This window comes from Pseudonocardia sp. EC080619-01 (assembly GCF_001420995.1).
Lineage (GTDB): Bacteria > Actinomycetota > Actinomycetes > Mycobacteriales > Pseudonocardiaceae > Pseudonocardia.
This window is the reverse complement of record NZ_CP012184.1, coordinates 5,523,234-5,545,358: the sequence shown is the minus strand read 5'-3', so window position 1 is coordinate 5,545,358 and position 22,125 is coordinate 5,523,234. Positions and strand designations below refer to the sequence as shown.

The window sequence follows — 22,125 nt, the reverse complement described above, 5'->3', positions numbered from 1 at the left end:
TTCCTCACTCGCGCTACAGGTCGTCGGACCGGCCGTCGAGGGCGGCCCGCACCAGGTCGTCGACGGACATCGCGTCGACCTCGGGGCCGCCGGGACCGCTCCCGGTGTCGTCGTCGCCGGCGGGGTCCTCGCCACGGCCGGTGAGCCGCAGCAGCGGCTCCAGCACGCCGAGCTCGCGGAGCCGTTCCAGGGGCACGGTGGCGAGCGCGGCGCGGATCTCGGCCTCCTCGCCACCGGTGCCGCCGGCGTCGGGGTCGTCGCCGGCCAGCTCGTCGAGCAGGTACCGGGCGACGGCGGCGGGGGTCGGGTGGTCGAACACCAGCGTCGCCGGCAGTCCCAGGCCGGTGGCGGCGCCGAGCTGGTTGCGCAGCTCGACCGCTCCGAGGGAGTCGATGCCGAGGTCGCGGAAGGACCGTTCGGCGCCGACGTCGTCGGTGCCGGGGTAGCCGAGGACCTGAGCGGCACGGGTCCGCACCAGGTCCGCGACGGTGTCCAGCCGCCGTGCGGGCGGCAGCGCCGCGAGCGTCGCGGCGAGGTCGTCCTCCCCCGCGCCGGGGCGGGGCCCCGCCTGCCCGGCGACGAGCTCGGCGTAGCCGGGGAACTCGCGCAGCAGCGGGCTGGGGCGGGTGCCGCCGAACGCGCCGGCGAACCGGTCGAGCTCGACCTCGGCGACGACCGCCGTGGGCGCCGTCGCCGCGACCAGGCGGAGCATGGCCTCCACCGCCAGCGCCGGGTCCATCGCGCCGATCCCGGTGCGGCGGGCCGCGTCGTCGGCGGAGCCGTCGCCCGCCATCCCGCCGCCGCCCCAGACTCCCCAGGAGATCGAGGTGGCCGCGGCGCCGCGGGCCCGGCGCTGCTCGGCGAGCGCGTCGAGCACGGCGTTGGCGGCCGCGTAGTTGGCCTGGCCGGGGTTGCCGACCGCCGAGGACGCGGACGAGAAGAGGACGAACGCCTCCAGGCCGGCGCCGGCGGTCAGCTCGTCGAGCAGCAGCGCGGCGGTGACCTTGGACCGGAACACCTCCTGGTAGCGCTCGGGGGTGAGGCGGTCGAGGATCCCGTCGTCGAGGACGCCGGCGGCGTGCACGACGCCGGTCAGCGGCCGGTCGGCGGGGATCGCGTCCAGTACCGCGGAGAGCTGCTCCCGGTCGGCGGCGTCGCACGCGGCGACGGTGACGCCCGCGCCGAGCGCCTCCAGGTCCGCACGCAGCGCGTCCGCGCCCGGTGCGTCCGGGCCGCGGCGGCCGAGCAGCACCAGGTGCTGCGCGCCGTCGGCGGCGAGCCGCCGCGCCACGTGCCCGCCGAGGGCGCCGGTGCCGCCGGTGACGAGCACCGTGCCGCTCGGCGTCCACGCCGTCGTGTCCTCGCTCGGCGGGGCCGGGACGAGCCTGCGGGCCAGGATCGCGGAGCCGCGGACGGCCACCTGGTCCTCGCCCTGCTGCGTGCCGTCCGGGCCGTCCGTGCCGGCGAGCACGGCGCCGAGCGCCGCCGCGGCACGCGGGTCGGGGTCCTCGGGCAGGTCGGCCAGGCCACCCCAGCGCTGCGGGTACTCCAGCGCCGCGACCCGGCCCAGCCCCCAGATCCCGGCCTGCAGCGGCCGGGCCGGGCGGTCGGAGCCGCCGGTGGAGACCGCGCCGCGGGTGACGCACCACAGCGGGGCGTCGACGCCGGCGTCGCCGAGCGCCTGCAGCAGGCCGGTGGTGAGCCCGATCCCCTCGGGCACGTCGCCGGTGAGGTCGTCGCGCAGGGCGAGCAGCGACACGACACCGGCGACCGGGGTCCCGGCGGGCAGCTGCGCGGTGATCGCGGCGGCCACCTCGGTCCGGTCGGTGGACCCGGTCGTGACGGTCACGACCTCGGCACCGCCGGTACCGATCCCTGCGAGCACCGTGGTCACCCACGGGTCCCCGGCGGCGCCGTCGGGCAGCACGGCCAGCCAGGTGCCCTCGGGTGTGCGGCGCTGCCCGGCGGCGGGGCCGGTCAGGCGCTTCCACACGATGCGGTGCCGCCAGCGGGCCAGCCGCGCCTCGTCGGCACGGCGGCTGCGCCAGTCCATCAGCGCGGGCAGCACCGCGGACAGGGCCGCGCCCTCGACGTCGAGCTGCGACTCCAGCGCGGAGAAGTCCTCCTGGGCGACGGCCTCCCAGAAGGCGGCGTCGATCTCGTCGGGTGTGCCCGGGCCGGCGGGTGCGGCGGCGCGGGTCTCCTGGCCCGGCATGACGTCCGGCCAGAACCGGCCGCGCTGGAACGGGTAGGTCGGCAGGTCGGCCCGGCGGGTGTCGTGGCCGGCGAAGAACGCCGCCCACCGCGGGCCGGCGCCGTGGGTGTGCAGCCGGGCGAGTGCGGCGACGAGCGTCGCGTCCTCGTCGCGGTCGCGGCGCAGTGCGGGGACGGCGACCGCGTCCGGCGCGCTGCGCGGCACGAGCGCGGACAGCACGGCGTCCGGGCCGAGCTCGAGGAACGTGGTGACGCCGCGGGCGGCGAGTGCCCGGACGCCGTCGGCGAACCGGACGGTGCCCCGCACGTGCCGCACCCAGTACTCCGCCGAGCGGAGCTCGTGCGCGGCGGCGACCTCCCCGGTCAGGTTGGACACCACCGGGATGCGCGGCTCGTGGTAGTCGAGCCCCTCGGCGACCGTGCGGAACTCCGCGAGCATCGGGTCCATCCGTGCCGAGTGGAAGGCGTGGCTGACCCGCAGCCTGCTGGTGCGGCGGCCCCGATCGGCGAGGACGCCGGCCAGTGCGGTCACGGCGTCGTCGTCGCCGGAGAGGACGACCGAGCCGGGCCCGTTCACCCCGGCGACCGCGACGCCGTCGGTGAGCAGCGGGGTCACCTCGTCCTCGTCCGCCTCGACGGCGACCATGGCGCCGCCGGCCGGGAGTGCCTGCATGAGACGGGCGCGGGCGGCGACCAGCCGGCAGGCGTCGTCGAGGTCGAGGACCCCGGCGACGTGCGCGGCGGTGATCTCGCCGATCGAGTGCCCGGCGACGAAGTCCGGGCGGACCCCCCAGGACTCGACGAGCCGGTACAGCGCGACCTCGACCGCGAACAGCGCCGGCTGGGTCGCGCCGGTCTCGGCGAGCGCGTCCGCGTCGGTCCCCCACACGGTCTCGCGCAGCGGCCGGTCGAGGTGACCGTCCAGCCGGGCGAGCACCGCGTCGAAGGCCTCGGCGAACACCGGGTGCCGCTCGTACAGCTCGCGGCCCATCCCGGGCCGCTGGGCGCCCTGCCCGGAGAACAGGGCGGCGCTGCGGCCGCTGCGCTCCAGGCGGTGCGTGGCGACCTGCGGGGCGGTGCCGCCGTCGGCGACGGCCGTGAGCCCCGCGACGAGCTCGTCCCGCCCGGTGGCGGTGACCGCGGCCCGGTGGTCGAACGCGGCCCGGCCGGTCGCCAGTGCGTGGGCCAGGTCGAGGCGGCGCAGCTCCGGGTGCTCGCCGAGGTGGGCGAGCAGGGCGCGGGCCTGGGCCCGCAGCGCGTCGGCGGACCGGCCGGACAGCAGCACCGGGACGGCGGCGCCGTCGTCCGGGGTGCCGTCGGCGGGCGCGGGGAGCTCCGTGTGCGGGGGCTGCTCCAGGATCGCGTGGGCGTTGGTGCCGCTCGCGCCGAACGAGGAGATCCCGGCCCGGCGCGGGCGTCCGGTCTCGGGCCACCCGGTGTGCGCGGTGAGCAGCCGGGCGTCGCCGGCGGTCCAGTCGACGTGCGACGACGGGTTCTCCGCGTACAGCGACCGCGGCAGCACGCCGTGCTGCATGGCGAGCACCATCTTGATGACGCCGCCGACGCCGGACGCGGCCTGGGTGTGGCCGATGTTCGACTTCAGCGAGCCGAGCAGCACGGGCTGCTCGCGGTCCTGCCCGTAGGTGGCGAGCAGGGCCTGCGCCTCGATGGGGTCGCCGAGGGTGGTGCCGGTGCCGTGCGCCTCGACGGCGTCGACCTCGGCCGGGGCGAGCCGGGCGTTGGCCAGTGCCTGCCGGATGACGCGCTGCTGGGCCGGGCCGCTGGGTGCGGTGAGGCCGTTGGAGGCGCCGTCCTGGTTGATGGCCGAGCCGCGCAGCACCGCGTGGATCCGGTGACCGCGGCGGCGGGCGTCGGACAGCCGTTCGACGACGAGCATGCCGACGCCCTCGGACCAGCCGGTGCCGTTCGCGTCGTCGGAGAAGGCGCGGCAGCGCCCGTCCGGCGACAGCGCGCCCTGCGCGCTGAACTCGACGAAGCCCACCGGGGTCGCCATCACGGTGACGCCGCCGGCGAGCGCGATCGAGCACTCCCCCGCCCGCAGCGCCTGCGCGGCAAGGTGCAGCGCGACCAGCGACGACGAGCACGCGGTGTCCACCGAGACCGTGGGCCCCTGGACGCCGAAGGTGTAGGCGACGCGGCCCGACAGCAGGCTCGCGGACTGGGCGGTCTGCCACTGCCCGGCCTCGGCCGGCGGCCGGTAGTCACCGGAGCCGCCGCCGACGAACACGCCGTACTCGGCGCTGCCGCGCAGCGAGGCCGGGTCGATGCCGGTCCGCTCCAGGGCCTCCCACGAGGTCTCCAGCAGGATCCGCTGCTGCGGGTCCATGACCAGGGCCTCGCGCGGCGAGACGCCGAACGGGCCCGGGTCGAAGTCGGTGGCGTCGTACAGGAACCCGCCCTGGGTGGTGGCGCTGCGCCCGGGGCCGTCACCGGCGAGGGTGTCGAGGTCCCAGCCGCGGTCGTCGGGGAACTCCCCGACGGCGTCGACGTCGTCGGCCATGAGGCGCCACAGGTCCTCCGGCGACGCGACGCCGCCCGGGTACCGGCAGGCCATCCCGACGATGACGATCGGGTCGTCCGCGGTGGCGGTGGCGAGGGGGGCGACGGGACCGGCGGCCGCGGCACCCCCGCCGAGCAGCTCGTCGCGCAGGTGCGCGGCCAGCGCGGCCGGGTTCGGGTGGTCGAACACCAGGGTGGCGGGCAGCGCGACGCCGGTGACGGCGGTGAGCTGGTTGCGCAGGTCCACCGCGGTGAGCGAGTCGAAGCCCAGGTCCCGGAAGGGCAGGTCGGGCTCCAGCGGCTCGCCGCCGTCCGTCGTGTCCAGGCCGAGCACGGTCCCCGCCTTCGCGGTGACCAGGTCGAGCAGGATCGCGTCGCGCTCGGACTCGGGCTGCTCGGCGAGCCACTGCCCGTACCCGCTCGCGGCGGCCTCGCGGCCGGCCCGCTCGCGGGCCGCGCCGGACAGCGCGGTGCGGGCCTCGGGGAGCGCGTCGAACAGGGTGGTGGCGCGGGCGTCGTGGTGGGCCGGGGCGAAGGTCTCCCAGCGGACGTCGGCCACGGTCTCGGCGGCCGACCCGTCGGCGACGGCGCGGCCGAGCGCGGCCATCGCCGCGTCGCCGTCCATCGCGGGCAGGCCGTTCATCCGCAGGTGGGCCGCGGTCGAGCGGTCGGCGAGGTCGGTCCAGGCACCCCAGGCGACGGCCGTCGTGGGGACACCGTGGCCGCGCAGGGTGCGGGCGACGGCGTCGAGGTGGGCGCCGGCGGCGGCCTCGACGGCCCGTCCGCGCACGCCCCAGACCCCGGCGATCGAGCCGAACAGCACGACCGCGTCGAGGTCACGGGCCGCGTCCCCCGACGTGGTCGCCGTGGTGAGTGCCGTGGTGAGCGCCTCGACGGACGCGAGGACCTCCGCGAGGTCCCCGTCGCCGGGTGCCCCGCCGGCGTGGACGACGGCGGTCGGCGCCCCGGGCCCCCCTGGCGCACCGTCCAGCAGTGCGGAGAGCGCTGCCGGGTCGGCGGGATCGGCGTCCGACACGGTGACCGCCGCGCCCAGCCCCTCCAGCTCGGCGGTGACGGCGTCGGTGTCGACGTCGCCGTCGGCGGCCGGTGCGGTGAGCACCAGGTGCGTGGCGCCGTCGGCGGCCAGCCGGCGCGCGGCGCGGCGGCCCAGCTCCCCGGTGCCGCCGACGACGAGCACGGTGCCCCGCGGGCGCCAGCCGCCCGCGGCCGTCCCGGCGGAGCCACCGGCACCGCCCGAGCGGACGAGTCGGCGTGCGTAGGCGCCGGTGGCGCGCACCGCGATCTCGCTCTCCCCGCCCGGGCCGGCGAGCAGCGCGGCGAGTGCCGCGGCGGCCGCGGCGGTCACCGGGCCGGGACCCGCGGGCAGGTCGGCGAGGCCGCCGAACCGCTGCGGTGCCTCCAGCGCGGCGACCCGGCCGGTCCCCCACAGCGCGGCCTGCCCGGCGGCGGGGGTGGTGCCCTCCGCGGCGACCGCGCCCCGGGTGACGCACCACAGCGGGGCGTCGATCCCGGCCGCGAGCAGCGCGTCGAGCAGCGCGGACGGGTGGGCGACGACCGGGGGCAGTCCGGTGGTCCCGGCCGCGAGCAGCGACACCACCCGGTCCGGGGCCGCTCCGGCGCCGGCTCGCGCGGAGAGCACGGCGAGGTCGTCGCCGACCGTCACGGCGTCCCCGTCGAGTGCGGTCACCACGGCGTCGGCCCAGCCGTCGTGCCCGGCGGGCACGAGCACGAGCGTCCGCCCGGCGACGGTCACGTCCGGGGTGCGGACGGGGGTCCAGGTCTCGCGGTAGCGCCAGGACGCGGCCGCGGACTCCGCGCCGTGCCGGCGCCGCCACGCGGACAGCGCCGGGACCATCGTGGCGAGCGTGTCGCCGTCGACGCCGAGCGAGCCCGACAGGCTCTCCAGGTCCTCCCGCTCGACGGCGGCCCAGAAGGCCGAGTCGGCGGGGTCGGCCCCTCCGGTGGCGCCGGCCGTGGCGCCGGGCTCGGGCCAGTAGCGCTCCCGCTGGAACGGGTAGGTCGGCAGCTCGACCGGGCGGCCGCCGGGGAGCACGGCGGTCCAGTCCGGACCGGCGCCGTGCACGTGCAGGGTCGCCAGCCCGTCGAGCAGTGCGGTGCCGGCGTCGCGGTCGCGCCGCTGGAGCGCGACGACGACCGGTGCCGGGCCGTCGGCCGCGGCCACCGCGTCCAGGGTCTGCTGGGCCGGGGCGAGCAGCGCGGCGTCGGGGCCGATCTCGGCGAACGTCGTCGCGCCGGCGTCGTGCAGGGCGCGGACGGCGTCGGCGAACCGCACGGGTTCCCGGACGTGGCGCACCCAGTAGCCGGGCTCGCCCAGCTCCGGTCCGGCCGGGGCACCGGTGAGGGTGGAGACCAGCGGGATCCGCGGCTCGGCGACCGTGATCCCGGAGACCGCGGCGGCGAAACCGTCGAGCATCGGGTCCATCAGCGGCGAGTGGAACGCGTGGCTGACCCGCAGCCGCCGGGTCCGGCGGCCGTCGGCGGCGAGCCGGTCCGCGACCGCGGCGACCCCGTCGGCGTCGCCGGAGACGACCAGCGAGGCGGGCCCGTTGACCGCGGCGATCGCGACGCCGTCGCCCAGCAGCGGGGTGACCTCGTCCTCGGCCGCCTCGACGGCGGCCATCGCGCCCCCGGCGGGGAGCGCCTGCATCAGCGACGCCCGCGCCGCGACGAGCGCGCACGCGTCGTCGAGGGAGAGCACGCCGGCCACGTGCGCGGCGGCGATCTCGCCGATGGAGTGCCCGGCGACCAGGTCCGGGGTGCGGCCCCAGGACTCCAGGAGCCGGTACAGCGCCACCTGGACGGCGAACAGCGCCGGTTGGGTCGTGCCGGTCTCGTCGAGCCGGTCGGCCGCCGCCGAGCCGGGCTCGGCGAACAGCGCGTCCCGAAGCGGCGCGTCGAGGAGCACGTCGAACCGGGCGAGGATCTCGTCGAGTGCCTCGGCGTAGGCGGGGTGGCGCTCGTGGAGCTCGCGGCCCATCCCGGCGTGCTGCGCGCCCTGCCCGGAGAACAGGAACGCGGTCCGGCCGGGGGTGCGGGGCGCGGTGCCGCGGGCGGCCTCGCGGATCCCGTCCGGCCCGGCGAGGAGGACGGCGCGGTGGCCGAACAGGGTGCGGCCGCGGGCCAGGGTGGCGGCGACGTCGGTGGCGGTGTGCGCACCGGCGTGGGCGACCACCCGGTCGACCTGCTCCTGCAGCGCCGCCGCCGAGCGGGCGGAGACCACCCACGGCACCTCACCGGGCAGGTCGGCGGCGGTCTCCGGGGCGGGCGGTGCCTGCTCGACGATCACGTGCGCGTTGGTGCCGCTGACGCCGAACGCCGAGACACCGGCCCGGCGGGTGCCGCCGGTCTCCGGCCAGTCCCGGGCCTCGTCGAGCAGCGCGACGGTGCCGCCGCTCCAGTCCACGTGCGACGACGGCGTGCCGGCGTGCAGCGTGCGGGGCAGCGTGCCGTGCCGCATCGCCAGCAGCATCTTGATCACGCCGGCGACGCCGGCGGCGGCCTGGGTGTGGCCGATGTTCGACTTGACCGTGCCCAGGTGCAGCGGGCGCGCGGTGTCGCGGTCGCGGCCGTAGGTGGCGAGCAGGGCCTGGGCCTCGATCGGGTCGCCGAGGGTGGTGCCGGTGCCGTGCGCCTCGACGGCGTCGACGTCGCCCGGGGTCAGCCCGGCGTCGGCCAGCGCCTGCCGGATGACCCGCTGCTGGGACGGCCCGCTGGGCGCGGTGAGCCCGTTCGAGGCACCGTCCTGGTTGACCGCGGAACCGCCGATCACGCCGTGCACGCGGTGGCCGTGGCGGAGCGCGTCGGAGAGCCGCTCCAGCACCAGCATGCCGACGCCCTCGGACCAGGCGGTGCCGTCGGCGTCGTCGGAGAAGGGCTTGCAGCGCCCGTCCGGGGCGAGGCCGCCCTGGGTGGAGAACTCGACGAACGAGTCCGGCCCGGACATCACCGACACGCCGCCGGCGACGACGAGGTCGGTCTCCCCGGCCGCCAGCGCGCGGCCGGCCCAGTGCAGGGCGACCAGCGACGACGAGCAGGCGGTGTCGATCGTGACGGCCGGCCCCTCCAGGCCGAGTGCGTAGGACAGCCGGCCGGACATGACGCTGCCGGAGTTGCCGGTGGCGGCGTAGCCGGAGACGTCGTCGGAGGAGCGGCGCAGCAGCGTCGCGTAGTCCTGGCCGTTGGTGCCGACGAAGACGCCGGTGTCCGAGCCGCGCAGCGTCGCCGGGTCGATCCCGGCCCGCTCGAACGCCTCCCAGGTGGTCTCCAGCAGCAGCCGCTGCTGGGGGTCCATGGCGAGCGCCTCGCGCGGGGAGATGCCGAAGAACCGGGCGTCGAAGTCGGCGACGCCGTCGAGGAACCCGCCCTGCAGCGTCGCGGAGGCGCCGTCGCCGAGCGCGGCGAGGTCCCAGCCGCGGTCGTCGGGGAAGGCGGTGATGCCGTCGCCGCCGCCGGCCACGAGCTCCCACAGGTCGTCGGGGGTGCGGACGCCGCCGGGGAACCGGCAGGCCATCCCGACGACGACGATCGGGTCGTCGCCGGTGGCCGTCGCGGCGACCGGGCCGCGCTCGTCGGGGAGCGTGCCGAGCAGCTCGCCGAGCAGGAACCCGGCCATCTCCCGCGGGGTCGGCTGGTCGTAGACCAGGGTCGCGGGCAGCGACAGACCGGTGGCGGCGTTGAGCGCGTTGCGCAGCTCCAGGATGGTCAGCGAGTCGAAGCCGAGGTCGCGGAACGCGCGGTCGTCGTCGACGGTCCGCGGGTCGGCGTGCCCGAGCACGGCCGCGACCTGGGTGCGCAGCACGTCGAGGACGACGCCGAGGCGCTCGTCGCCGGGCAGGGCCGCGAGCCGGCCGCGCAGGCCGGTGCCGGTGTCGCCGCCGGTGGTGGGGCCGGCGAGCCGCGCGACCTCGGGGAGGTCGGCGACCAGCGGCATCGGGCGGACGGAGCCGAACGCGCGCAGGAACCGTTCCCAGTCCATGTCGGCGATCGCGACGGTGGTCTCCCCGCCGTCGGTGCTCGCGTCGACGGCCCGCAGCAGCGCGGACGCGGCCGCCTCCGGGTCGAGCGGCTCGAACCCGCCGCGCCGCACCCGGGCGGCGACCTCGGCGGCGTCGGCGACCATGCCGGAGCCGTCCCACGGCCCCCACGCGACCGACAGCGCGGGGAGGCCGCGGGCCCGCCGGTGCTCGGCGAGCGCGTCGAGGTAGGCGTTCGCGGCGGCGTAGTTTCCCTGCCCGGCGGCGCCGATCGTGCCTGCGGTCGAGGAGAACAGCACGAACGCGGCGAGCCCGGCGTCGCGGGTCAGCTCGTCGAGGTGCTGGGCCGCGACCGTCTTGGCACGCAGCACCCCGCCGTAGCTCTCCGGGGTGAGCGCGTCGAGCACGCGGTCCTCGAGCACGCCCGCGGTGTGGAACACCCCGACCAGCGGCAGGCCGGCGGGGACGTCGCCCAGCAGCGCGGCCAGCGCGTCGCGGTCGGCGACGTCGCAGGCGGCGACGGTGACGCGGGCGCCGAGCTCCTCCAGCTCGGCGCGCAGGGCCGCGGCGCCGGGGGCGTCGGGCCCGCGGCGCCCGGCGAGCAGCAGGTGCGCGGCGCCGTCGCGGGCGAGCCGCCGTGCGACGTGGCCGCCGATCCCGCCGGTCCCGCCGGTGATCAGGACGGTGCCGGCCGTGGCGTCGAACGGGGTGGAGGTGCCGCCGGTGCGGGCGGGGGCGTGCACGAGCCGGCGCAGGAAGACGCCGGACGGGCGCACGGCGACCGCGTCCTCGCCGTCGGCCGCCGCGAGCACGCCGCGCAGCCGCCGGGCGGCCTGGGCGTCGATCGCCGGGGGCAGGTCGACGGTGCCGCCGATCCGGCCGGGCAGCTCCAGCGCCGCGGTCCGCAGCAGACCCCAGGCGGCGGCCTGGTCCAGCTCGGTGACCTGCTCGGAGCGGCCGACGGCGACGGCGCCGCGGGTGACGGTCCACAGCGGACCGTCGACCCCGGCGTCGCCGAGCGCCTGGACGGCGGTGGTGGTCAGCGACAGCGCGGCGGGCACGCCGGGGTGCCCGGCGTCGCCGTCGGCGAGCGGCAGCAGCGACAGGACGCCCGCGAACGCGGGGCCCTCCCCCGCGGCCGCGGTGATCGCCGCGGCCAGCACGGCGCGGTCGGTGCCGGTCACGGTGACGCGCTCGGCGCTCCCGGCGCCCAGTGCGGCCTCGACGTCGGCGGCCCAGGCGGCCGTCGCGCCGTCGCGGTAGCCCTGCGGGACCAGGACGAGCCGGCGCCCGTCGAGGTCGCCGCCGGCCGGGGACCCGGTGCGCGGGGTCCAGGTGATCCGGTAGCGCCACCCGTCGCGGGTGGCCTGTTCGCCGCGGCGGCGGCGCCAGGCGGTCAGCGCCGGGACCATCGCGGAGACGGTGGCGTCGTCCAGGCCGAGCGAGCCGACGAGTCCCTCGACGTCGTCGCGCTCCACGGCGGCCCAGAACTCGGCGTCGGCCCCGGTGCCCTCCGGCGCCGGGCCGGCCGCCGGGACGCCCGCCGTCTCCGGCCAGTAGCGCTCGCGCTGGAACGCGTAGGTCGGGAGCGCGATCCGCCCGGCGCCGTACCCGGCGAGCAGCGCCCGCCGGTCGAGGGCCGTGCCGTGTGCGTGGGCACCGGCGACCGCGGCGAGCACGGTGCGCTCCTCCGGGCGGTCCTTGCGCAGCAGCGGCAGCAGCACGGTGCCCGGCTCGTCGCCGACGGTGTCGCGGGCGGCCGCGGACAGCACGCCGTCCGGCCCGAGCTCGACGAAGGTCCGGACGTCGTGGTCCGACGCCAGCGCGGCGACGCCGTCGGCGAAGCGGACGGTGGCCCGGACGTGCTCCACCCAGTACGCGGGGTCGGTGAGCTGTGCGGCGGTGGCCAGGGTGCCGGTGACGGTCGAGACGACCGGGATCGCCGGTGCCGCGTAGTCCAGCCGGTCGGCGACCGCGCGGAACTCGTCGAGCATCGGCTCCATCAGCGGCGAGTGGAACGCGTGGGAGACCCGCAGCCTGCTCGTGCGGCGCCCCAGCCCGGCGAGCCGGGAGGCGACCGCGTCGACCTCGTCGGCGTCGCCGGAGACGACGACGGCGGCCGGCCCGTTCACGGCGGCGATGCCGACGCCCCCGGTGAGCAGCGGCGTGACCTCGTCCTCGCCCGCCTCGACGGCGACCATCGCCCCGCCGGTGGGCAGCGCCTGCATGAGGCGGCCGCGGGCGGAGACGAGGGTGCAGGCGTCGTCGAGCGAGAGGACGCCCGCGACGTGCGCGGCGGCGATCTCGCCGATCGAGTGCCCGGCCAGCAGGTCGGGGACGACGCCCCAGGACTCCAGCAGCCGGAACTGTGCGACCTCGAGCGCGAACAGCGCGGGCTGGGCGTGCCCGGTGCGCTCCAGCAGCGCCGCGTCGGCGGAACCGGGCTCGGCGAACAGGACGTCGCGCAGCGGCGGGCCGCCGTCGGCGCCGGCGTCCAGCCGGGACAGGACGTCGGCGAGGGCGTCGGCGAACAGCGGGTACCGGGCGTACAGCTCGGCACCGGCGCCGGCGCGCTGGCTGCCCTGCCCGGTGAACAGGAACGCGGTCCGGCCGCGTCCCGCGGTGCCCCGGACGACGCCGGGTGCGGTGCCGCCGTCGCGCAGCGCGGTGAGGCCGCGGACCAGCTCGTCGCGGTCGGCGGCGACCACGGCGCCGCGGTGCTCCAGGGCGGCGCGGGTGGTGCCCAGGGCGTGCGCGAGGTCGCCGGGCCGGAGCTCCGGACGGGCGTCGAGCAGGTCCAGCAGGCGTCCGGCCTGGTCGCGGAGCGCGGCCTCGCCGCGGCCGGAGACCAGCACCGGGGCCGGGACCCCGTCCGGCGCGGGTGTGGCGGGGACATCGGCCGGGACGGCCGGGGCCTGCTCCAGGATCGTGTGCACGTTGGTGCCGCTGATCCCGAACGACGACACCGCGGCGCGCCGCGGGCGGCCGGTCTCCGGCCACGCGGTGCGCTCGGTGAGCAGGTCGATCGCCCCGGAGGACCAGTCGACGTGCGTCGAGGGCTCGTCGATGTGCAGCGAGCTCGGGACGACCCCGTCCTGCAGCGCGCGGACCAGCTTGATCACGCTGGCGACGCCGGACGCCATCTGGGTGTGGCCGATGTTGGACTTCACCGAGCCGAGCAGCAGCGGCCGCTCCGGCTCGCGGCCGTCGCCGTAGGTGGCGAACAGCGCCTGCGCCTCGATCGGGTCGCCGAGCGCGGTGCCGGTGCCGTGGCCCTCCAGCACGTCGATGTCGTTCGGCGCGACCCCGGCCCCGGCCAGCGCCTGGCGGATCACGCGCTGCTGGGACGGCCCGTTCGGGGCGGTGAGGCCGTTGGAGGCGCCGTCCTGGTTGACCGCGGACCCGCGGACGACCGCCAGGACCTCGTGCCCGTTGCGGCGGGCGTCGGACAGCCGCTCCAGCAGGACGAGGCCGACGCCCTCGGCGAGGGTCATGCCGTCGGCGCCGTCGGCGTAGGCCTTGCACCGGCCGTCCTCGGCGAGGGCGCGCTGGCGGCTGAACCCGACGAACGACATCGGGGTGGACATGATGCTGACACCGCCGGCCAGCGCGAGAGAGCTCTCCCCGCTGCGCAGCGACTGGCAGGCCAGGTGCATCGCGACCAGCGACGACGAGCACGCCGTGTCGAGCGTGACGGCCGGGCCCTCGAAGCCGAACAGGTAGTTGACCCGCCCGGACAGCACGCTGGGCAGCGTGCCGGTGATCATGTGGCCCTCGGCGCCCTCGGTGGCGGGCACCCCGGACGCGTAGTCCTGGTAGCTGGCGCCGATGAAGGTGCCGGTGCGGCTCCCGCGCTGCGCGGCCGGGTCGATCCCGGCGTGCTCGAACGTCTCCCAGGTGGTCTCCAGCAGCAGCCGCTGCTGCGGGTCCATCGACAGCGCCTCGCGGGGCGAGATCCCGAAGAAGCCGGGATCGAAGTCGGCGACGTCGCGCAGGAACCCGCCCTGCGTCGAGTAGGTGTGCCCGGCGCGGTCCGGGTCCGGGTCGTAGAGGCCCGCGGCGTCCCAGCCGCGGTCGGCGGGGAACCCGGAGATCGCGTCGACCTCGTCGAGGGCGACCCGCCACAGGTCCTCGGCGGAGGCGACCCCGCCGGGATACCGGCAGCTCATACCGACGACGACGATCGGGTCGTCCCGGTCCTGCGCGGCCGTGGTGGACGGCGCGGCGGCCGCGACCGGGGTGGCCCCGGCCAGCTCGCCGTGCAGGAACGCGGCGAGCGCCGCCGGGGTCGGGTGGTCGAAGACCATCGTCGACGGCAGCGTCAGCCCGGTGACCGACGCGAGCCGGTTCCGCAGGGCGACGGCGGTCAGCGAGTCGAACCCGACGTCGCGGAACGCGCGCTGGTCGGTGAGGTCGTCGGCGGAGGCGAGGCCGAGCACGGTGGCGGCCTCGGTGCGGACGACGTCGAGGATCCGGCGGAGCGCCTCGGCGTCGGAGAGCCCGCTCAGCGCGGCGGCGAACTCGCCCTCGGCCACCGTTCCCGCGGTCCGCTCCGCGGCCGCGGTGAGCGCCGCGACCTCGGGGACCTCGTCGTAGAGCGGCGTGGGCCGGCCGGAGGTGTAGACGGGGTGGTAGGTGTCCCAGTCGACGTCGGCGACCGCGACGACGGTCTCGGCGTCGTCGAGGGCCCGCTCCAGTCCGTTCAGCGCGAGCTGCGGGTCCATGAACACCAGGCCGCTGCCCCGGATCGCGGCCGGGTCGACCCGGCCGAGCTTCAGGTCGTCGGCCCAGATGCCCCAGGCGACCGAGGTCGCGGGCAGGCCACGGGCCCGCCGGTGCTCGGCCAGCGCGGCGAGGTGGGCGTTGCCGGCGACGTAGGCGGCGTGCGCGCCGCTGCCCCACATGCCCGCCGTGGAGGAGAAGAGGACGACCTCGGCCGGCTCGGCGGTCTGCTCGTCGAGCAGCTCGGTGAGCACCTGCGCGCCGGTGACCTTGGCGTGCAGCACCCGGGCGACCTCGTCCTGGGTGGTGGCGTCGAGGGTCGCCAGCTCGATGGTCGCGGCGGTGTGCAGGACCGTGCCCACCGTGCGGCCCTGTGCGGCGAGCCGCTCCAGCAGCCCCGCGACGGCGGCGCGGTCGGTGATGTCGCAGGCCACGGCCTCGATCTCGGTACCGGCGTCGCCGAGCTCGGCGAGCAGCTCGGCCGAGCCGGGGGCGTCGGGGCCGCGCCGGGACAGCAGGACGACGTGCTCGGCGCCCCGCTCGACGAGCCGGCGCGCCAGGTGCGGTGCGAGGGTGCCGGATCCACCGGTGACCAGGGTGGTCCCGCGCGGGTTCCACTCGCGGGCCGGGCGGGCGCCGGCGGGCTCGGCCCGCACGATCCGCCGGGTGAACACGCCGGTGGGGCGCAGCGCGAGCTGGTCGTCGGTGCCCAGCTCCCCGGCGAGGACGGCGGCGAGGCGGGCGGCGGCGCGGTCGTCGAGGGCGGCGGGCAGGTCGATCGTCCCGCCCCAGCGCTGCGGGTGCTCCAGCGCGGCGGTCCAGCCGATGCCGAGGACCTGGGCCTGGACCGGGGAGGTGACCTCGTCGGCACGGCCGGTGGTGACGGCGCCGCGGGTCAGCGCCCACATCGGCGCGTCGATCCCGGTGTCGCCGAGCGCCTGGACGAGTGCGACGGTCAGCGCGACGCCGGTGACCAGGCCGGTCTCCGGCACGGTCGTCGCGTCGGCCTCGGCGAGCACCGAGACGACACCGGAGACGACACCGGAGACGACACCGGTGGGGTCCTCCCCGTCCGTGGTCGCGGCGGTGAGCCGCCCGGCCAGCACGGTGCGGTCGGTGCACTCCGCGTCGAGGACGACGCGGCGCACGTCGGCGCCGTGCGCGGCCAGCGCACCGGCCACCTCGGCGTCGTCGACGCCGTCGGCGGTGACGAGCAGCCAGGTGCCGTCCAGGGTGCGCTGCGGCAGTGACCCGGCCGGGTTCCAGGCCACGCGGTAGCGCCAGGAGTCCAGGGTGGAGCGGTCCCGGCGCCCGCGGCGCCAGGTCGCGAGCGCGGGCAGGACGGCGGCGACCGCGCCGGGGTCGGTGTCCAGGGTGGAGGTCAGTGCGGCGACGTCGCCGTCCTCGACGGCGGCCCAGAACGCCTCGTCCTGGGGGTCGGCGGCGGCCGTGACGGCCGGCGGGACCACCCACAGCTGCTCGCGGGTGAAGGCGTAGGTGGGCAGGTCCACCCGGGACGCACCGGTCCCGTCGAACACCCGGGCCCAGTCGACGGCGAGCCCGCGGACGTACAGCTCGGCCGCGGACAGCAGGAACCGGTCGTAGCCGCCCTGGTCGCGGCGCAGCGTCCCGCCGGCGACGCCGGTGGTGCCGGCGTCGTCGAGGACGTCCTGCACGGCCATCGACAGCACCGGGTGCGGGCTCGACTCGACGAACGTGCGGTACTCGCCGGCCTGCAGCGCCTCGACGGCGTCGGCGAACCGGACCCGGTTGCGCAGGTTCTCGTACCAGTAGGAGGCGTCCATCGTGGACGTGTCGAGCCAGTCGCCCGTGACCGTGGAGAACACCGGCACCTGCGACGGCTGCGGGGCGATTCCGGCGAGGGTCGTGGCGAGCTCGTCGCGCAGGTCCTCGACCTGGTGCGAGTGCGAGGCGTAGTCCACCGCGATCCGGCGGGCGCGGACGTCGGCGGCGTCGAACGCGGCGAGCAGCTCGTCGAGTGCGTCGGGCTCGCCGGCGAGCACCGCGGAGCGGGGGCCGTTGACGGCGGCCACCGACACCCGGCCCTCGTAGCCGGCGAGGTGCTCCTCGGCCTCGGCGACCGGCAGCGCGACCGACATCATGCCGCCGCGCCCGGCCAGCGACCGCGCGATCGCCCGGCTGCGCAGCGCGACCACCCGGGCCCCGTCGCGCAGCGACAGCGCACCGGAGACGACGGCGGCGGCGATCTCGCCCTGGGAGTGGCCGACGACCGCGTCGGGCTCGACGCCGTGCGCGCGCCACAGCGCGGCCAGGCCGACCATGACGGCGAAGGTGGCGGGCTGGACGACGTCGACCCGCTCGACGGGCGGCGCCCCCTCGGCGCCGCGGAGCACGTCGTCGAGCGACCAGTCGGTGAACTCGGCGAGTGCCTCGGCGCACTCGGCGACCCGGTCGGCGAAGACCGGGGACTCGTCGAGCAGCTGCGCGCCCATGCCGAGCCACTGCGAGCCCTGCCCGGGGAAGACGAACACGGTGCGGCCGTCGACGTCGGCGACGCCACGGGCGACCACGCCGGACGGCCCGTCGGCGGCGACCGCACGCAGCCCGCCCGTCCGCTCAGCGGGGTCGGCGGCGACGACGACGGCGCGGTGCTCGAACGGCACACGCGCGGTGACCAGGGCGTACCCGACGTCGGCCGGGTGGTCGGTGGACGTCTCGAGGTGGGCGAGCAGCCGGTCGGCCTGCCCGCGGAGCGCGGCACCGCCGCGGGCACCGAGCACCCACGGCAGGGCCCCGGCGGGGCCCGGCAGGACCTCGGGGGCGACGTCCGGAACGGGAGCCTGCTCCAGGACGGCGTGCGCGTTCGTGCCGCTGATCCCGAACGACGACACCGCGGCGCGGCGCGGGCGGCCGGTCTCCGGCCAGGCGGTCTGCTCGCCGAGCAGCCGGACGCTCCCGGCCGACCAGTCCACGTGCGACGACGGCTCGTCGGCGTGCAGCGTGCGGGGCAGCACCCCGTGCCGCAGCGCCATCACCGTCTTGATCACCGAGGCGACGCCGGCGGCGGACTGGGTGTGCCCGATGTTGGACTTCACCGAGCCGAGCAGCAGCGCGCGCACCGGGTCGCGGTCGCGGCCATAGGTGGTCTGCACGGCCTGCGCCTCGATCGGGTCGCCCAGCGGGGTGCCGGTGCCGTGCGCCTCGAGGGCGTCGACGTCGCCGGGCTCCAGCCGGGCGTTGGCCAGCGCCTGCCGGATGACCCGCTGCTGGGACGGCCCGTTCGGGGCGGTGAGGCCGTTGGAGGCGCCGTCCTGGTTGATCGCGGAGCCGCGGATCACGGCGAGCACCGGGTGGCCGTTGCGCTGGGCGTCGGAGAGCCGTTCGACCAGCACGATGCCGACGCCCTCGGCGAGGGTCATGCCGTCGGCGTCGTCGGAGAACGCCTTGCAGCGGCCGTCGCGGGCCAGCGCGCGCTGGCGGCTGAACGCGACGAACGGGTTGGGCGTGGTCATGATCGTGGCACCGCCGGCGACGCCGAGGCTGCTCTCGCCGTTGCGCAGCGACTGGCAGGCCAGGTGCAGCGCCACCAGCGACGACGAGCACGCGGTGTCGACGGTGACGGCCGGGCCCTCCAGCCCGAACACGTAGGACAGCCGGCCGGACAGGACGCTCGGGCTGGTGCCGGTGACGAGGTGGCCCTCGGCGCCGTCGCCCGCGCCGAGCCCGTACTCCTGGTAGCTGGACCCGATGAAGGTGCCGGTGAGGCTGCCGCGGACGGTGTCGGGCCGGATCCCGGCCCGCTCGAACGACTCCCAGGTGGTCTCCAGCAGCAGCCGCTGCTGCGGGTCCATGACGAGCGCCTCGCGCGGCGAGATCCCGAAGAACGACGGGTCGAACTCGTCGGCGGTGTGCAGGAAGCCACCGCGGGTGGAGTAGGTGGTGCCGGGGCGGTCCGGGTCGCGGTCGAACAGCGCGGCGGTGTCCCAGCCGCGGTTGACCGGGAAGTCGGTGATCGCGTCGGTGCCGGAGGTGACGAGGTCCCACAGCGCCTCCGGCGAGGAGACACCCCCGGGGAACCGGCAGGCCATGCCGATGATCGCGATCGGCTCGTCGTCTGCGGCGCCGGTGGCGACCGGGCCGGTGACGTCGAGGGCGGCGCCGAGGATCTCCGCGCGCAGCCATCGGGCGAGCTCCAGCGGCGTCGGGTGGTCGAACACCAGGGTGCTGGGCAGGGTCAGGCCGGTGGCGGCACCGAGGCGGGTGCGCAGCTCGACCCCGGTGAGCGAGTCGAAGCCGAGGTCGCGGAAGGCGCGGGACTCGGTGACGGCGTCGGCCGAGCCGTGGCCCAGCACGGTGGCGGCCTCGCCGCGGACCAGCTCGGCGAGCAGCCGCGTCCCGGCGGGCTCGTCGAGGGCGCGGACCCTCGTGACGATCTCGGTGACGCCCGCACCGGTCTCCGGCTCTCCCAGGTCCGCGAGGCCGGAGATCAGCGCGCTCGGCCGGGCCGAGGTGAACAGCGGCGCGTAGCGGTCCCAGTCGACGTCGGCGACGGTGACCGTGACGTCGCCGTCGACGACGGCGCGGCGCAGCTCGGCCATGGCCGGGCCGGGGTCGAGCATCCCGAGGCCCTGCCGCTGCAGGGTCCCGGCGACGGCGTCGTCGGCCGCCATCCCGGACCCGGCCCACGGACCCCAGGCGACGCCCGTCGCGGCGAGGCCGCGGGCGCGGCGGTGTGCGGCGAGCGCGTCGAGATAGGCGTTGGCGGCGCCGTAGGCGCTCTGCGCACCGCTCCCCCACACCCCGGCGACGGAGCCGAACAGCACGAACAGGTCCAGCTCGCGGTCGCCGAGCAGGTCGTCGAGGTGCGCGGCGCCGGCGATCTTGGCGCCCGCGCGGGCGGCGACGCCGCCGACGTCGAGGGTGTCGAGCGCGTCGTAGTGGCCGACGCCTGCGGTGTGCACGACACCCGTCAGCGGCGCGTGGGCGGGCACGGCGTCCAGGACGGCGGCGAGCGCGTCCCGGTCGGTCACGTCGCACGCCTCGATCGCGACCGAGGCACCGAGCGCGGTGAGCTCGTCGCGCAGTTCGGCGGCGCCGGGGGCGTCGGCGCCGCGGCGGCTGGTGAGCACCAGGTGCGCCGCGCCGGAGCGGGCCAGCCAGCGGGCGACCTCCGCGCCCAGCCCGCCGGTACCGCCGGTGACCAGCACCGATCCGGTGGCGGTGAAGGCGGTGGCCGGCGGCAGCGCGTCGACGGTGTGCCGGACGAGCCGCCGCCCGGAGACGCCGGAGGCGCGCAGCGCGACCTGGTCCTCGCCGTCGGGGGTGTCCTTGTCGGCGAGGACGCCGGCGAGGCGCTGGCCGCTGCGCGGGTCGAGCTCGGCCGGGAGGTCGACGAGGCCGCCCCACAGCCGCGGGTGCTCCAGGGCGACGCTGCGGCCCAGGCCCCAGGCGGTGGCCTGCTGCGGGTGGGTGACCGGATCGGCGGGCCCGGTGGAGACGGCGCCGCGGGTCGCGGTCCAGAGCCGGCCTGTCGTCCCGTTGCCGGTCCCGGTGCCTGCCTCGCTGTCGGCGAGTGCCTGGACGAGCGCGACGGTCAGCGCGAGGCCGCGGGTCAGCGGTTCGGCACCCTCCGCGGGGCGCTCGTCCAGCGGCAGGACGGACAGCACGTGGGCGGCGGGGTCCCCCTCGTCGGTGCCCTCGGCCAGCCGCGCGGCGACGTCGGTGCGGTCGGCCGCGCAGTCGTCGTCGAGGACGAGGCGGCGGACCCGGGCGCCGTGCGCGCCGAGGGCGTCGGCGAGCCCGTCGAGCAGCGTGCCCTCGGCGTCGGCGGTCGCGCCGGTGGAGACCAGCAGCCAGGTGCCGTCGAGGACCGGGGCGGCGGGGCGCCGCAGCCGGGTCCACTCGACGCGGTAGCGCAGGGTGTCGAGCTGCGCCTTCTCCCGGTTGCCGCGCCGCCAGGTGGTCAGGGCGGGCAGCAGCGGTGTGGCGACGTCGTCGGTGTCGAGGCCGAGGATGCCGGCCAGCTCGGCGGCGTCGCCGCGCTCGACGGCGGCCCACAGCTGCCGGTCGGCCGGGTCGGCGTCGGCACCGCCGGACGCGGGGGCGGCGGGCAGCTGCGGCCAGTAGAACTCGTGCTGGAAGGCGTAGGTCGGCAGCGCGGTGCGGCGGGCGCCGGTCCCGGCGAGGAGGGCGTCCTGGTCGAGGTCGACGCCGTGGACCTGCAGCAGCCCGGCGGCCGTCGCGGCGGCGAGCTCCTCGCCCCGGTCGGCGCGCAGGAACGGCACCAGCGCGACGTCCGCGCCGTCCCCGAGGGTCTCCCGGGCCATCGCGGTGAGCGGCGCGTCGGGTCCCAGCTCCAGCAGGACGGTCGCGCCCTCGGCGTGCAGCGTGGTGACGCAGTCGGCGAACCGGACGGCCTCGCGCACGTGCCGCACCCAGTACCCGGGGTCGCACAGCTCGTCGTCGGTGGCGCGGGCGCCGGTGAGGTCGGAGACCACCGGGATCCGGGGAGCGCCGTAGGCGATCCCCTCCGCGACGGCGCGGAAGTCGTCGAGCATGCCGTCCATGTGCGGCGAGTGGAACGCGTGGCTGACGCGCAGCGTGCGGGTGCGGCGGCCCTGCTCGGCGAACGTCGCGGCGAGCGCGGCGGCGGCGTCGGCGTCGCCGGAGACGACGACCGAGTCCGGCGCGTTGACCGCGGCGAGCGCGACCCGGTCGTCGAGCAGCGGGGTGACCTCGTCCTCGCCCGCCCGGATCGCGATCATGGCGCCGCCGGTGGGCAGGGCCTGCATGAGGCGGGCGCGGGCGGCGACGAGCCGGGCGGCGTCGGCGAGGGTGAACACCCCGGCGACGTGCGCGGCGGTGATCTCGCCGATCGAGTGCCCGGCCACGAGGTCGGCGCGCACGCCCCAGCTCTCGGCGAGCCGGTACAGCGCGACCTCGACCGCGAACAGCGCGGGCTGGGTCCAGCCGGTCTCGTCGAGCAGCGCGGCGTCGTCGGTGCCCTCGTCGGCGAACACGACCCCGGCGAGCGGGCGGTCGAGCAGCGGGTCCAGCTCGGCGCAGACCTCGTCGAACGCGGCGGCGAACACCGGCTGCGCGGCGTACAGCTCGCGGCCCATGGCGGCGCGCTGGCTGCCCTGGCCGGTGAACAGCACCGCGAGGCGGGCACGGCCCGCGGTCTCCCCCTCGACGACGAGCGGGTCCGGGCGGCCGGCGGCGAGCGCGCCGAGCGAGGCGAGCAGGTCGTCGCGGTCGCCGCCGAGGACCGCGGCCCGCTGGTCGAAGCGGGTGCGGGTGGTGGCGAGCGAGTGGGCGAGATCGACGGTGCGGGTCCCGGGGTGGTCCCGGAGGTGCCCGAGCAGCCGGGCGGCCTGCCCGCGCAGCGCGGCGCGGCCGCGGCCCGACAGCAGCAGCGGCACGACGGCCGGGGTCCGCCCCGGCTCGTCGGCGGGTGCGGTCGCGGGGCCCTGCTCGAGGACGGTGTGGACGTTGGTGCCGCTGATCCCGAACGACGACACGGCGGCGCGGCGCGCGCGGCCGGTCTCCGGCCAGGAGGCGTCCTCGGTGAGCAGCTCCACCGCGCCGTCGGACCAGTCCACGTGCGACGACGGGACAGCGGCGTGCAGCGTGCGGGGCAGCACCCCGTGCCGCATGGCCTGCACCATCTTGA

General features: G+C 77.7%; 1 protein-coding gene. It reads right to left on the bottom strand.

Annotation, left to right across the window (positions count from 1 at the left end; translation table 11 throughout):
- Positions 1–13: 13 nt before the first annotated feature.
- Positions 14–22,120 (bottom strand): type I polyketide synthase, encoded by a 22,107-nt coding sequence (locus tag AD017_RS25810; protein ID WP_168172827.1) that lies wholly within the window; start codon positions 22,118–22,120, stop codon positions 14–16.
- Positions 22,121–22,125: the final 5 nt, after the last annotated feature.